Source organism: Streptomyces mesophilus (assembly GCF_040300965.1).
Lineage (GTDB): Bacteria > Actinomycetota > Actinomycetes > Streptomycetales > Streptomycetaceae > Streptomyces > Streptomyces mesophilus_A.
In genome coordinates, this window is the sequence record NZ_JBEPEW010000190.1 from 1 (window position 1) to 13393 (window position 13393).

Below are 13393 nucleotides of genomic sequence, written 5' to 3' on the forward strand. Positions count from 1 at the left end.
ACATTCCGAACCCGGAAGCTAAGCCTCACAGCGCCGATGGTACTGCAGGGGGGACCCTGTGGGAGAGTAGGACGCCGCCGAACTAAATTTGATAAAGCCTCAACCCCCGGACATTGTCCGGGGGTTGAGGCTTTTCTGCGTTGTGTCCGTTTACAGTTCGAGGTATGCGCTACGACCTGGTCATCTTCGACAACGACGGCGTCCTCGTGGACAGTGAGCCGATCTCCAACACCATCCTCGCCCAGTACCTGAGCGAGCTCGGGCACCCCACCACGTACGAGGACTCCCTCCGGGACTACATGGGGGCCGCCGTACACCGTGTGCATGACCTCGTGCGGGAGCGGAGTGGGCAGGAGCTGCCGGCCGACTTCGATGACACGCTGCACCAGCGGGTGTTCTCCGCCTTCGAGCGGGAGCTCACGCCCGTCGCCGGCGCCGAGGATGTGCTCGGGAAGCTCACCGCCGAGGGTGTCTCGTACTGTGTGGCCTCTTCCGGGAGTCACGAGCGGATTCGCGTAGGTCACCGGAAGACCGGACTCGACCAGTGGTTCGAGGAGGAGTGGATTTTCAGCTCCGAGGATGTCGGCAAGGGCAAGCCCGCGCCGGATCTGTTTCTGCACGCCGCCGAGCGGATGGGCGTCTCGCCGGACCGGTGTGCCGTCGTCGAGGACAGCCCGCTCGGGGTGCAGGCCGCGCAGGCCGCGGGGATGGATGTGTACGCGTATACGGCGATGACGTCCTCCGAGCGGCTGGCGGGGGCCAACGCGTACTTCTTCGACATGGGGCAGCTGCTCGAATTGCTGCGCTGATCATCTACCCGTGGGTAGCCCGGGGGCCTACGCTGTGCGGCCATGACAGATGCGCGGTTGCGGCATGGCAGGGTTTCGCTGGCGTTCAGTTTTTTCGTGCAGGGCGTGGCCTTTGCGCTGCTCGTGACCCGTATCCCGGCGATCCAGGACCGGTACGGGATATCCGACGGGCTGCTGCCCGCCTTTCTCGCCGCTGTGCCGATCCTCGCGGGGGTCGGCAGCGTGGCCACCGAGCATCTGGTGAAGCGGATCGACCCGCGGCTCGTGCTGCGGTGGTCCCAGCCGGTGGTGCTGCTCTCACTGCTAGGGGTCGGCGCCGGCAGCCAGCTGTGGGAAGTCGCCCTGTCCCTTGCGGCGTTCGGGTTTGCCGTCGGCGCGCTCGACGCCTCGATGAACATGATCGGGGTGAGTCTGCAGCGGGCGTACGGGCGGAGCATCATGCTCGGCTTCCACGCCGCGTACAGCCTGGGCGGGATCGTCGGGGCCTCGCTCGCGTGGGCCGGGGCGCACTGGGATCTCTCGCTGTTCGTCTCGTATCTGCCCGTGGTGGCGGTGCTGCTGCCGGCGGCGCTGGCCGGGAGCCGGTGGTACGTGCGGGGTGGTACCGCTGCTGAGCAGGTGCGGGCCAAGGGGGCTGCGCAGCCGGTGGTGTTCAAGGCGCTGCTGCCGCTGTGCCTGGTGATGACCTTCGCGTATATCGGGGATTCGACGGTCTCCAACTGGAGCGCGAAGTATCTGGAGGACGTGCTCGGCAGCTCGGACGAGGTGGCGACCGTTCCGTACAACGTCTACATGGTGACGACGCTGCTCGGGCGGGCCGTGGGGGACTTCGGGGTCCGGCGGTTCGGTGCGGTGCCGGTGGTGCGGTTCGGGACGGTGCTTGCCGCGCTCGGGTTCGTGGTGGTGGCTGCCGCGCAGGGGGCGTGGATGGGGATCGCCGGGTTCACCCTGGTCGGGTTCGGGCTCTGTGTTCTGGTGCCGCAGACCTTCGCGGCCGCCGGGCGGATGTTCCCCGGGGCCTCGGACACCGCGATCGCGCGGCTCAACATCTTCAACTACGTGGGATTCCTGATCGGTTCGCCGTTGGTCGGGGCGCTCGGGGACGCGTGGAGCTATCGCGGGGCGATGCTGGTGCCGATGGCGCTGGTGCTCCTGACGCTGTTCTACGCCCGCTCCTTCGCGCCCGAGGGCGACCGATACGGTGAGGGGCATGAGCGGCCGCGCGCAGTTGATGTGGGATGACGCAGTCACGGGGTACGACTTCGGGCCCGAGCACCCGATGGATCCCGTACGGCTCGCCCTGACCAGGAAGCTGATCGGTGCCTTCGGCCTGGACGAGGAGCTGAAGGTCGTGGCCGCGCAGCCGGCCGGGGACTCGACGCTGCGTCTGGTGCACCGCGAGGACTACATCGCGGCGGTGAAGGCCGCCTCGGCCGATCCGGACGCGGCCGACACCTCGTACGGGATCGGGACCATCGACGATCCGGCCTTCGCGGGGATGCATGAGGCCTCCGCGCTGATCGCCGGGCAGTCCGTGGCCGCGGCCGAGGCGATCTGGCGGGGCGAGGCGGAGCACGCCGTGAACTTCGCGGGCGGGCTGCACCATGCGATGCCGGGGTCGGCGGCCGGGTTCTGCATCTACAACGACGCGTCCCTGGCGATCGCGCGGCTGCTCGAGCTGGGTGCCGAGCGGGTCGCGTACATCGATGTGGACGTGCATCACGGGGACGGGGTGCAGGCGGCGTTCTGGGAGGACCCGCGCGTCCTGACGATCTCGCTGCACGAGCACCCGCGGTCGCTCTTCCCGCAGACCGGCTGGCCGGAGGAGACCGGGGCCGGGGACGGTGAGGGCGGCGCGGTGAACGTGGCGCTGCCGGCCGGCACGAGCGATGCGGGGTGGCTGCGGGCCTTCCACGCCGTGGTGCCCGAGCTGATCGAGGACTTCCGGCCGCAGGTGCTCGTCACGCAGCACGGCGCGGATACGCACTTCGAGGACCCCCTCGCGCATCTCGCGATCTCGCTTGACGCCCAGCGCATGGTGCAGGAGGCCTGCCACGACCTGGCGCATGAGCACGCGGACGGGCGGTGGCTCGCGCTCGGGGGCGGGGGATACGCGATCGTGGACGTGGTGCCGCGTTCCTGGACCCATCTGACGGCGATCGCCGCCGGCCGGCCGATCGGGCCGACGGCCGAGGTGCCCGAGGAATGGCGGCATGAAGTCTTCGCGCGGACACGGCAGTTGGCGCCGCAGCGGATGACGGACGGCCGTACGCCGAAGTGGCTCGACTGGTCCGCGGGCTATGACCCGGCGGACCGGCTCGACCAGACGATTCTGGCCACGCGGCGGGCCGTGTTCCCGCAGCGGGGAATGCTGCCCTGAGGGTACGTGGCGTTAGCCCAACTGTGGGGCATTTACTGGGTTTTGGGGCCCGGATGGCTTCAAGTGCGCCAGCATCTAGGCGTGTTGAGCCCCGGCGCCTTACGCGCACACCTTCTGGCGGCCCGGCTCGCGGGTCCCGTCGCCACCTCGCGCGAACAGTCCCTGCACAGCTATCGGCTGTTCGCGGCCCGAGACCCCAGAATGCTGCTCGGGCTCGATCCCGAATGGGCCTGGGGCACGCGGGACTTGCTGGCGCTGATGGCCGACAAGTGCGGGGTGTCGCCGGATCCGTCGGACCACGAAGGGCCCGACGTCATCGACCCCGACCGGACGCTCGCCGGCCTCGAGGCCTTCGCCGACCGGCTCGTGGCGGCTGCGGAGCGTGGTGAGCCGGTGCTCATCGGGACCGGTCATCCGCATCGACTGCTCGGGTTCTACGGCGACTTGGCAGACGCTCTCTCGGCGGCTGGATGTACTGTTCTCACCCCTGCGCAGGGTTGCTCTGTCGACATAACGACTCGGTTTGGTCTACGCACGTACAACCTTGATTACGTACGAGGAGTCGCGCTGGTGCGCGAAGGCGGCGTGGAGGGCGCGGGGCGTGAGCCGGGCGCACATTCCCACTCACCGCTCCCGGTTCGGACCGCGCTCGGGGCCGCCGCGGCGGCCGGCGGACCGCTGCCCGGGCTGGTCATCGGGGACCACGGCTGGGTCTGCGGTGCAGGTCAGCTGGGTATTGAGGCGATCGGCCTGGCAGATACGGATGATCCCGCGCTGTTCGTCGGAGAGGCGGAGGGGCGCGTGTCCGTCGCCGTTCCGCTTGATGACGCTGTGCGGTCTGATTACTACCGACCGCTTACTCGCTACGTACTCAATCGGGCGGGTCTGTCACAGTAGGCGGCTGATTGCTGCACCTCTTCCCCACTCGCATCACCCGCCCCTACTCTGGGAGTGAGCGCGTGGCGACGAGGAGTCACCGGAAGGGGAAGCCGGTGCCCGTCCATGTGCGGAAGGTTCAGGTGTGTCATGGCTGCTGACCAGAGGCCTCTGTCGGAGGTTCAGTTCTTGACCGTGGCGGAAGTCGCCTCGGTGATGCGCGTATCGAAGATGACCGTGTACCGCTTGGTGCACAGCGGTCATCTGCCCGCGATCCGGGTGGGGAGGTCCTTCCGAGTCCCGGAGAACGCGGTTCACGAGTACCTCCGCGATTCCTATGTGGGGGTGGAGACGGCCTGATCGGGGCTCCTTCGGAACCTCGATTACGGGCTTCGAGCTCGGGCGGGTAGGCTTGGCCCTCGTAGGTCGTGTGGGCCTAGTCTGCCCCGCACCGAGTGAAGAGAAGTGAGCGAGGGTAGTCGTGGGCTCTGTTATCAAGAAGCGGCGTAAGCGGATGGCCAAGAAGAAGCACCGCAAGCTGCTCAAGCGCACCCGCGTCCAGCGTCGTAACAAGAAGTAAGCGACCGCTGGAACAGCGCTCTGTGGCCCTCCCACCGCCTTGGTGGGAGGGCCACAGCCGTTTTCCCGGCCTTGCTGGGTACCCGTCTGTGTCGTTGGGCACTTCGCACACCGCACGGTCATCACAGCGCAACACCCACCCGATACGGTGGCCAAGGCGCGGCATGGAGCGGTTCTACGGGGAAGGCAGGAGCTGATCTTGGGCAAGGTCGTGCTCGTCACCGGGGTGGCCCGGCAGCTCGGCGGTCGTTTCGTACGGCGGATCCAGCGCGACCCCGAGGTGGACCGGGTGATCGCCGTGGACGCCGCGTCCCCCGAGCACCATCTGGGCGGCGCCGACTTCGTGCAGGCGGACATCCGCCAGCCCGCGATCGCCCGTGTACTGGCCGAGCACTCCGTGGACACCGTGGTGCACATGGACGTCAGCGGCACCCCGCTGGGCGGCGGCAGCCGGGGCTCGGTCAAGGAGACCAACGTCATCGGCACCATGCAGCTGCTCGGTGCCTGCCAGAAGTCGCCCACCGTCAAGCGGCTCGTGGTCAAGTCCTCGACGAATGTGTACGGTTCGGCGCCGCGCGATCCGGCCGTGTTCACCGAGACCACCCCGCCCAAGTCGCTGCCCAGCGGCGGTTTCGCCAAGGATGCGGTGGAGGTCGAAGGCTATGTGCGGGGCTTCGCACGGCGCCGGCCCGATGTGGCCGTCTGCGTGCTGCGCTTCGCGAACATCCTCGGGCCGACCGCGGACACCCCGCTCACCGAGTACTTCTCGCTGCCCGTGCTTCCGACCGTGTTCGGCTACGACCCGCGGCTGCAGTTCGTGCACGAGGACGATGTGATCGAGGTGCTGCGGATCGCCTCGCACGAGCCGGTGCGCGGGACGCTCAACAGCGGCACCTTCAACGTCGCGGGCGACGGCGTCCTGCTGCTCTCGCAGTGCTCGCGACGGCTCGGCCGGCCGACCGTCCCGGTGCTGCTCCCCGCGGTCACCTGGGCGGGCACCGCGCTGCGGACCGTGGGGCTCACGGACTTCTCGCCGGAGCAGGTGAGGCTGCTCACGCACGGCAGGGTCGTCTCGACCGCGCAGATGCGCGAGACACTGGGATTCCGGCCGAAGTACAGCACCGCGGAGGCCTTCGCGGACTTCGCGAGCAGCCGCGGGCCCGGGCTGCTGCCGCCCCAGGCCCTGGCCCGGGCGGTCGACCGGATCGCGGACAGCGCACTGTCGTTCACGGGCGGTGCGGACAGCGGCAAGCACCCGACGCAGAGCGCCAACTGAGGAGCGTAAGGGCAATGGCGGACGCCAAGGTCATCCCGTTCGACGACGACCGGTCGCGCGGTGGCGCCAAGGGGCCGTCGCGGCGCCGCAGCCGGCGGTCGGGCGAGCCCGTCGCCGTACGGGAGGTGCGCGGGCCCGCGGAGCGGCCGGGAGGTGTGCAGCCGGTGCCGGCGGCCGCCGAGCCGCCGCTCGCCCCGGAGCCGGAGGAGGCGCCCGCGCAGACCGGCGGCGGTGGCGGCTGGGAGCGGCGGATCGCCGGCGGGCTGCAGTTCCTGCGGCGGCGGATCACCGGCGATTACGACGTCGACGAGTTCGGCTACGACAAGGAGCTCACCGACCAGGTCCTGATGTCGCTGCTCCGCCCGGTGTACGAGAAGTACTTCCGGGTCGAGGTCAAAGGCATCGAGAACATCCCCGCGGACGGTGGCGCCCTGATCGTCGCCAACCACTCCGGGACGCTGCCGCTCGACGGTCTGATGCTCCAGGTCGCCGTGCACGACAACCATCCGCATCAGCGTCATCTGCGGCTGCTCGCCGCCGACTTGGTCTTCATGCTTCCGGTGGTCAATGAGCTGGCCCGTAAGGCCGGACATACGCTGGCCTGCGCGGAGGATGCCCAACGGCTGCTCGAGGGCGGCGAGTTGGTCGGAGTGATGCCCGAGGGGTTCAAGGGGATCGGCAAGCCGTTCAGCGAGCGCTACAAGCTGCAGCGCTTCGGCCGGGGCGGTTTCGTCTCCACGGCCCTGCGGGCCGGGACGCCGATCATTCCGTGCTCGATCGTCGGGGCCGAGGAGATCTACCCGATGATCGGGAACGCCAAGACGCTGGCCAGGGTGCTCGGGTTCCCCTACTTCCCGATCACGCCGACCTTCCCGTGGCTGGGGCCGCTGGGGGCGGTGCCGCTGCCGACGAAGTGGACCATCCAGTTCGGGGAGCCGATCCCGACGGACGGCTATCCGCCGGAGGCGGCGGAGGATCCGATGCTGATGTTCAACCTGACCGACCAGGTGCGTGAGCAGATACAGCACACGCTGTACAAGCTGCTTGTGCAGCGGCGGTCGGTGTTCTTCTGAGACATATACGACGGTGGGGCGCCCCTCGCGAGAGGTGCGCCCCACCGTCGTATGACCTACTACTCCGCGTCCTCGCCATCGATGCCGAGGCCCGGAAGGAGGCCCGGCAGGAGCGGAGGCAGGGTGATGTCGGGCTCGGGCGTCTGACTGCCCTTGCCGGACGGGCTGGGGCTGGTCTCCTCCTTGGGCGGGTCGAGCAGACCGCCGGTGGAGCCGCCGAGCAGGCCCTCGTTCTCCTCGCTGGTGCTGGGCGGCGACTTGGGTTTGCTGTCGCCGCTCGGCTGCCCGCCCTGGGTGCCGGCCGTGCTGGGCGTCGTGCGCTCGCCGCCCGTCCCGCCGTTGTCCGCGCTCCGGCCGGGCGTACCGGAGCCCCCGCCGGACTGGGGCGGGGTGGGCAGCAGCGACTGCAGCGGGCCGACCTCGTCCTCTATGGCGTCGAAGACCGAGGTGACCTGGTCGCTCACGTCGCCCAGCTGCGGTGGCAGCACATTGCGCAGGGCGCTCCAGCTGTCGCGATGCGACTGGGAGAAGGACGACAGCGCCTGGATGGGTCCGAGCGAACCGTCCCGCGCATACGCCTCGCTGAGCAGCCGGTGGCCCTCGGAGGCGTCGTGCTTCATCCCGTTCAGGGCGCGCCTGACCTCGCCCACCGACTCGTGGTCCAGAGCCCCGGCACGGCCGCGCTCCATCAGGCGGCGTGCCTCGAACAGGCGCGTGGAGGCCTGGTCGAGGTAGATCTCGCCGCGTGAGGAGTCATTGTCGGCCATGCCGAGCTTGAGGTCCTCCATACCGCGCTTGAGGCCGTAGAGCGAGTCACCCGGCAGGGCGTCGGAGCTGGCAGCGGCCACTCCGCTGAACGCTCCGGCCGCCACACCGACCGTGAGCCCGCCCGCGGCGATGCCCTTGGACAGGCGTGAGCGCGGCCGGAACTTGCCCATGGGGCTCGCCCGGTGGGCGCCCTTGCGCGAGCGCTGCTCCGGTACGGAAGGGTCCGCTCCGCCGCCCGCGAACATGGCCTCCATGGCGGCCACGAGCTGTGCGCGCTGCACAACCTTGACCTCGGGGTCCATCTCCGGCTTCGGCAGCTCGGCGAGCCCGTCCGCCAGGGCCAACATGCGGCCCTGTTCGGTCAGTTCGGACTGGTCAGTCGCGCGCGACTGCTGTGCGGCCGCCGTGCCCTGGGTGGACTCATCCTCCAGGGCCTGGGCGAAGGCGTTCGCCCGCCGGTGTGCCGAGACATGTGCGATCACTGGCGGCACCTCCTCTCGTCATGACGTCCGACTCCCCAGGGGGTCCTGAGGGTTGCACGCCGACCGTGCGTCCACTCCAACGAGTGAGCGGGGGCGGTCCGGCTGCGACCACAGGGAGCCTGCATCCCGCACAACGACCGTCGCGGCACTTGGGTTACGGACGAAAGATGATCGGACCGCTGTCTCTTCGCGTGAAGCATCAGCTCGTCACAAGGGGTGAGTTGGAAGTTACGGGCCGTGCAGATTTCGGACCGCCGGGTGGGGGCGACGCTCAGCGCGCGTCGTCCGGCAGCAGGCGGGCCAGGGTGCGGACGGCCCGGTACTGGAGGGTCTTGATCGCGCCCTCGTTCTTGTTCATGACGCGTGCGGTCTCGGCGACCGAGAGCCCCTGCAGGAAGCGCAGGGTCACGCACTCCTGCTGCTGCGGGTTGAGGCGGCGTACGGCCTCGAGCAGCGCCGCGTTGGAGAGGGACTCCAGGACGGAGTCCTCGGGGCTGCGCTCGACCTCATTGGCGTCGAGCATCTCGCCCGTGGTGACCTCGAGCCGGAAACGGCTGGATTTGAAGTGGTCGGCCACCAGATTGCGCGCGATGGTCACCAGCCAGGCGCCGAAGTCACGGCCCTGCCAGGTGAAGGTGCCGATCCGGCGCAGGGCGCGCAGGAAGGTCTCGCTGGTGAGGTCCTCGGCGGTCGCCTTGCCGCCGACTCGGTAGTAGATGTACCGGTACACGGTGTCGCTGTACTGGTCGTAGAGGCGGCCGAAGGCGTCGGCTTCCCCGGACTGTGCGCGTTCGACGAGCTCCATCATGCGGGCGCTGTCACTGTCCGCCGCGGGACGGCGTGCGGTGGTGGCGGGGGCGCTTGTGCTGCGCCCTCGTCTGCCGACAGCGGCGGTGCTGCCCTCGGCCAGGGCATAACAGGGGCCGGCCGGGCCGCTTGCTACAGCGACCGGCACGGCAAATGCGGGGACGGCGTACGCGGTGGGGACGAAGCCGCGCAAGTGGTCCAGATGCGATTGGACCGTTGCGCGCAGCGTAGCCAGGCCCGAGGCGTCAACCCCGACGTGTGGGTACACGGGACTCCCAGAGGCAGAGCTTCCATCACGTGCAGTGCGGGACCGTTCACCCGTCGTGACGAATGGAGGGTCCTTGATGCGTCTGAGGAGAATAACGCTTCGTACAGGCAGCGCTACACCCAGTTGCTCAAATCACCGGTTCCGTCTCTTCTGTTACGCAGTCCAGGCGGTTCAAGTACCTCTGAGTGACCGGTTGTTGATCGGATTAGACCGTGATCTGTCTTTGCGCAGGGCGTGTTGTGGTCACTTTCCGCGAGCTCACGTCAAGAGGACTGGCGGGAGCGGTGCGCGGGTAAGAGATACGGATTGCCGGTGTGGCGGCGCGATATGCGGTGACGACCCGCGATTACTCAGCGGCGACGGCGGTGCACGGCGATCGCGGCGGCCGTACCGCCCGCGAGTGCGCCGACGCCGGCCGCGGCCGGGATGCCGACCTTGGCGGCCTTGCGGCCGGTGCGGTAGTCGCGCAGCCGCCAGTCCCGTTCACGTGCGTGCTTGCGCAGTTTGCTGTCGGGATTGATCGCGTACGGATGTCCTACGAGCGACAGCATCGGGATGTCGTTGTGGGAGTCGCTGTACGCGGCGCAGCGGGCGAGGTCGAGGTTCTCGGCGCCGGCCAGGGCGCGTACGGCCTCGGCCTTGGCGGGGCCGTGCAGGGGCTCGCCGACCAGCTTGCCGGTGTAGATGCCGTCCACGGACTCGGCGACCGTGCCCAGGGCGCCGGTCAGGCCGAGTCGGCGGGCGATCACCGTGGCGATCTCCACGGGGGCCGCCGTGACCAGCCAGACCTTCTGGCCCGCGTCCAGGTGGGCCTGGGCCAGGGCGCGGGTGCCGGGCCAGATGCGCTCGGCCATGTACTCGTCGTAGATCTCCTCGCCGATGGACATCAGCTCGGAGACGCGGTGGCCCTTGACGATGGACAGGGCGCTGTCGCGGGCGTCCTGCATGTGCTCGGGGTCCTCGACGCCCGCGAGCCGGAACCAGGCCTGCTGCCAGGCGAAGCGGGTGAGCTCGCGGCGCTGGAAGAACTTCCGCTTGTACAGGCCGCGGCCGAAGTGGAAGATCGCGGCGCCCTGCATGACCGTGTTGTCCAGGTCGAAGAAGGCGGCGGCCTTGTCGTCGCCCTCGACCGGGAAGGGCGGCTCCTCGGCGTCCCTGGCCTGCGCCTGCTCCTGCTCGTAACTCTCCTGGAGTTCCTGCTCGGATTTGCGTGCGGCCTCGGCCGAGGCCTCGCCTGCCAGGACGCTGCGCGCGGTGGCGGAGCGCCTACGGGGGGTGAGCCATCCCAGAGCGGCCATGTCGTGAGCATAGCCATTTCGGGCGCGGTTCCCCGGGTCGGGCGGGTTCGGAGGCTGTGAACACTCCGCGACCGGGGCGTTAAGGAGGTGACCTGGGGCGGGGTTCGGGTGGGGTGGATGCGGCGGCGGGCGGGCGCAGAATGAAGGCATGAGCCCACTGTTCCGGCGTAGCGGGAAGAAGAGTCCCGCCGAGCGCACTGTCACCTTGATCGGCAAGCCCGGCTGTCATCTCTGCGAGGTCGCCGAGCAGGAGATCAGGAAGGTGTGCGCCGAGACCGGGGCCTCCATGGAGATGGAGGACATCACGCAGGACGAAGAACTGCACCGTAAGTACTGGGAGCAGATCCCGGTGATCCTCGTCGACGGCGAGCAGCACGACTTCTGGAAGGTGGATCCGGACCGGCTGCGGCGTGCGCTGGGGGCGTGAGTCCCCTGCGCCAGGGGCGTAAGTCCCCGCGCGGGGCGCCGAATGTCCGCCGGGTCGGTACGGAAGGCCGTGCACGACTGCGTAAAGCGCCCGGAAAGTCCTTTAGGATCGGGGGCGGTTTGGTCTCGGGGGCGAGGAATCGTGAGGAGTGTGTACGGTTTTGCCCCCAATTTGTTTGCCGAGAGTGGGACGCGGCATGAAGTTCCCGCCGGCGCATAACTCGCGCGTGACCCCGGTCACTTTGGCCGGACAAAGCGGACACCATCTTTGTGCACGCGTTCACAAAGACATAGCCTGCATTCGACGGGGCGGTCCAGGGACACGAGACCGCCTGCAGCCCCGCTCTACCCGCAGGAGCACCGTGGCAACTGGCCGAACTCACCGACCGGCGACCCGCAGCCGAGGGATTCCCGAGGCCACCGTCGCCAGGCTTCCGCTGTATCTGCGCGCCCTGACCGGGCTGTCGGAGCGCTCCGTTCCCACGGTCTCCTCCGAAGAACTCGCAGCCGCCGCGGGGGTCAACTCCGCGAAGCTGCGCAAGGACTTCTCGTATCTCGGCTCGTACGGCACCCGAGGTGTCGGCTACGACGTCGAGTACCTCGTCTACCAGATCTCACGCGAACTGGGCCTCACCCAGGACTGGCCCGTCGTGATCGTCGGTATCGGTAACCTCGGTGCCGCCCTTGCGAATTACGGCGGTTTCGCGTCCCGTGGGTTCCGCGTGGCCGCGCTGATCGACGCAGATCCCGCGATGGCCGGAAAGCCTGTCGCCGGTATGCCCGTTCAGCACACCGATGAACTCGAGAAGATCATCAAGGACAACGGGGTGTCGATCGGTGTCATCGCGACGCCCGCCGGCGCCGCCCAGCAGGTGTGCGAGCGACTCGTCGCCGCCGGTGTCACCTCGATCCTGAACTTCGCGCCGACCGTGCTCTCCGTGCCCGACGGCGTCGACGTGCGCAAGGTCGACCTCTCGATCGAGCTGCAGATCCTGGCCTTCCACGAGCAGCGCAAGGCCGGCGAGGAGAGCGCCGCCGAGGCCGCTGCCGCCGCCCCGCTGCCGCCCGCCGCCCGCGCGGCCGGGGAGGCCGACCGGAAGGGACCCGACGGGGACGTACCCGCCGTGATGCCCGCATGAGTCTTCTCGTCGTCGGCCTCAGCCACCGCAGCGCACCCGTGAGTGTGCTGGAGCGGGCTGCCCTGACCGCGGATGCTCAGATCAAGCTGCTGCAGGACGCGGTGGCTGCCGAGCCCACCGCCGAAGCCGCGGTGCTCGCCACGTGCAACCGGATCGAGCTGTACGCCGACGTGGACAAGTTCCACGCCGGGGTCGCCGAGCTGTCCACGCTGCTCGCCCAGCACTGCGGGGTCGGGCTCGAGGAGCTCACTCCTTATCTTTATGTGCACTACGAGGACCGGGCCGTTCACCACCTGTTCTCGGTCGCCTGCGGCCTTGACTCGATGGTGGTCGGCGAAGGCCAGATCCTCGGGCAGATCAAGGACTCCCTCGCCACCGCCCAGGACCAGCACACCGCGGGCAGGCTGCTCAACGACCTGTTCCAGCAGGCGCTTCGGGTCGGCAAGCGGGCGCACTCCGAGACCGGGATCGACCGGGCCGGACAGTCGCTCGTCACCTTCGGTCTGGAGCAGCTCGCCACGGGCCGTCCGGTCGCCGAGTGGGCGGCAGGCAAGCGCGCCCTGGTGATCGGTGCCGGGTCGATGTCCTCGCTCGCCGCGGCCACCCTCGCACGGCTCGGGGCCGCCGAAGTCATCGTCGCCAACCGGACGTTCGAGCGTGCCGAGCACCTCGCCGAGCTGCTGATCGAGCAGCATCCGGCGCTGGCCGCCAGGGCCGCCTCGATGGACGCCGTGGCGGATGAGCTGACACGAGTCGACATCGCGGTCTCCTGCACCGGCGCGACGGGCCTGGTGCTGACCGCGGACGCGATCACCGCCGCGCTCGCGGGGCCGGTGCCGGCCGGTGTGGGTGCCCACGCCGCTCAGGGCTCCGACCTGCGCGCCCCCGACGGCAGCCTCGTGGCGCGCCTGGCCGCAGCGGCCGCGCGCGACGGACGGATCGTCGAAGGCCATGACGTCACGCACGAAGGCCACGAGTCCTGCCCGGTCGGGCTCGACTCCGCCGGGCACGCCGAGTCCCTCGATCTGCACGGGAGTTGGGCCGACAACGGCACGGCGCTCGAGCGCGAGGCCGGCACCGTGAAGACCAAGGGGGCCCGACAGGGCGCCCCGCACTCCGGGGTGCGGCTCGCGCTGCTCGACCTCGCCATGCCGCGCGACATCGACGCCGCCGTGCACCAGGTCGCCGGGGTGCACCTCGTCGACATCGAGT

The 13393-nt window shown here is 69.3% G+C and carries 14 protein-coding genes and 1 rRNA gene; 12 read left to right on the plus strand and 3 right to left on the minus strand.

Annotated elements, in window-relative coordinates; translation table 11 throughout:
- From rrf to ABT367_RS37255, 9 genes are all read left to right on the plus strand, one after another.
- Positions 1 to 83: ribosomal RNA gene (gene rrf, locus ABT367_RS37215) — 5S ribosomal RNA — on the plus strand; the annotation flags it as partial.
- A gap of 81 nt (positions 84 to 164) precedes the next feature.
- On the plus strand, positions 165 to 809 hold the full coding sequence (locus ABT367_RS37220) for an HAD family hydrolase (protein ID WP_165336808.1): 645 nt from the start codon (positions 165 to 167) through the stop codon (positions 807 to 809).
- Between the two features lie 42 nt (positions 810 to 851).
- Positions 852 to 2051: an MFS transporter gene (locus tag ABT367_RS37225; protein ID WP_352257858.1), complete on the plus strand. Its 1200-nt coding sequence runs from the start codon at positions 852 to 854 to the stop codon at positions 2049 to 2051.
- Positions 2020 to 3189, plus strand: a complete 1170-nt coding sequence (locus ABT367_RS37230; RefSeq protein WP_352257860.1) for an acetoin utilization protein AcuC — start codon at positions 2020 to 2022, stop codon at positions 3187 to 3189. Before ABT367_RS37225 ends, ABT367_RS37230 begins: the two co-directional genes overlap by 32 nt.
- Before the next feature lie 81 nt (positions 3190 to 3270).
- Positions 3271 to 4086: a phosphatase gene (locus tag ABT367_RS37235; RefSeq protein WP_352257862.1), complete on the plus strand. Its 816-nt coding sequence runs from the start codon at positions 3271 to 3273 to the stop codon at positions 4084 to 4086.
- Positions 4087 to 4215: 129 nt separating this feature from the next.
- Entirely contained in the window at positions 4216 to 4425 is a 210-nt protein-coding gene (locus tag ABT367_RS37240) for a helix-turn-helix domain-containing protein (RefSeq protein WP_165336811.1), read from the plus strand.
- Between the two features lie 121 nt (positions 4426 to 4546).
- Positions 4547 to 4645, plus strand: a complete 99-nt coding sequence (locus tag ABT367_RS37245; protein ID WP_003948845.1) for a 30S ribosomal protein bS22 — start codon at positions 4547 to 4549, stop codon at positions 4643 to 4645.
- Between the two features lie 198 nt (positions 4646 to 4843).
- Entirely contained in the window at positions 4844 to 5920 is a 1077-nt protein-coding gene (locus tag ABT367_RS37250; RefSeq protein WP_352257864.1) for an NAD-dependent epimerase/dehydratase family protein, read from the plus strand.
- Positions 5921 to 5934: 14 nt separating this feature from the next.
- Positions 5935 to 6993: a lysophospholipid acyltransferase family protein gene (locus tag ABT367_RS37255; RefSeq protein WP_352257866.1), complete on the plus strand. Its 1059-nt coding sequence runs from the start codon at positions 5935 to 5937 to the stop codon at positions 6991 to 6993.
- 59 nt (positions 6994 to 7052) lie between these two features.
- On the opposite strand, the gene ABT367_RS37260 is transcribed toward ABT367_RS37255, so the two are convergent.
- The 3 genes from ABT367_RS37260 to ABT367_RS37270 all read right to left on the minus strand — a co-directional run bounded on the left by ABT367_RS37260 (position 7053) and on the right by ABT367_RS37270 (position 10616).
- Positions 7053 to 8243: a DUF5667 domain-containing protein gene (locus tag ABT367_RS37260; RefSeq protein WP_352257868.1), complete on the minus strand. Its 1191-nt coding sequence runs from the start codon at positions 8241 to 8243 to the stop codon at positions 7053 to 7055.
- 271 nt (positions 8244 to 8514) lie between these two features.
- A complete protein-coding gene (locus ABT367_RS37265) occupies positions 8515 to 9318 on the minus strand; it encodes an ECF subfamily RNA polymerase sigma factor, BldN family (RefSeq protein ID WP_352257870.1) in 804 nt (267 codons plus the stop codon).
- A 350-nt stretch (positions 9319 to 9668) separates the two neighbouring features.
- A complete protein-coding gene (locus ABT367_RS37270; RefSeq protein WP_352257872.1) occupies positions 9669 to 10616 on the minus strand; it encodes an HAD family hydrolase in 948 nt (315 codons plus the stop codon).
- 148 nt (positions 10617 to 10764) lie between these two features.
- On the opposite strand from ABT367_RS37270, the gene ABT367_RS37275 reads away from it, so the two are divergent.
- From ABT367_RS37275 to ABT367_RS37285, 3 genes are all read left to right on the plus strand, one after another.
- Complete coding sequence (locus ABT367_RS37275) at positions 10765 to 11043, plus strand: glutaredoxin family protein (RefSeq protein ID WP_352257874.1); 279 nt, start codon at positions 10765 to 10767, stop codon at positions 11041 to 11043.
- 361 nt (positions 11044 to 11404) lie between these two features.
- A complete protein-coding gene (locus ABT367_RS37280; protein ID WP_352257876.1) occupies positions 11405 to 12181 on the plus strand; it encodes a redox-sensing transcriptional repressor Rex in 777 nt (258 codons plus the stop codon).
- On the plus strand, positions 12178 to 13393 hold a 1216-nt coding region (locus ABT367_RS37285; protein ID WP_352257878.1), incomplete at its 3' end, for a glutamyl-tRNA reductase. The genes ABT367_RS37280 and ABT367_RS37285, both read left to right, overlap by 4 nt.

Coding starts and splice junctions, on each gene's coding strand:
- ABT367_RS37220 (WP_165336808.1), top strand. CDS start 165: ATGCGCTACGACCTGGTCATCTTCGACAACGACGGCGTCCTCGTGGAC.
- ABT367_RS37225 (WP_352257858.1), top strand. CDS start 852: ATGACAGATGCGCGGTTGCGGCATGGCAGGGTTTCGCTGGCGTTCAGT.
- ABT367_RS37230 (WP_352257860.1), top strand. CDS start 2,020: ATGAGCGGCCGCGCGCAGTTGATGTGGGATGACGCAGTCACGGGGTAC.
- ABT367_RS37240 (WP_165336811.1), top strand. CDS start 4,216: ATGGCTGCTGACCAGAGGCCTCTGTCGGAGGTTCAGTTCTTGACCGTG.
- ABT367_RS37255 (WP_352257866.1), top strand. CDS start 5,935: ATGGCGGACGCCAAGGTCATCCCGTTCGACGACGACCGGTCGCGCGGT.
- ABT367_RS37270 (WP_352257872.1), bottom strand. CDS start 10,616: ATGGCCGCTCTGGGATGGCTCACCCCCCGTAGGCGCTCCGCCACCGCG.
- ABT367_RS37275 (WP_352257874.1), top strand. CDS start 10,765: ATGAGCCCACTGTTCCGGCGTAGCGGGAAGAAGAGTCCCGCCGAGCGC.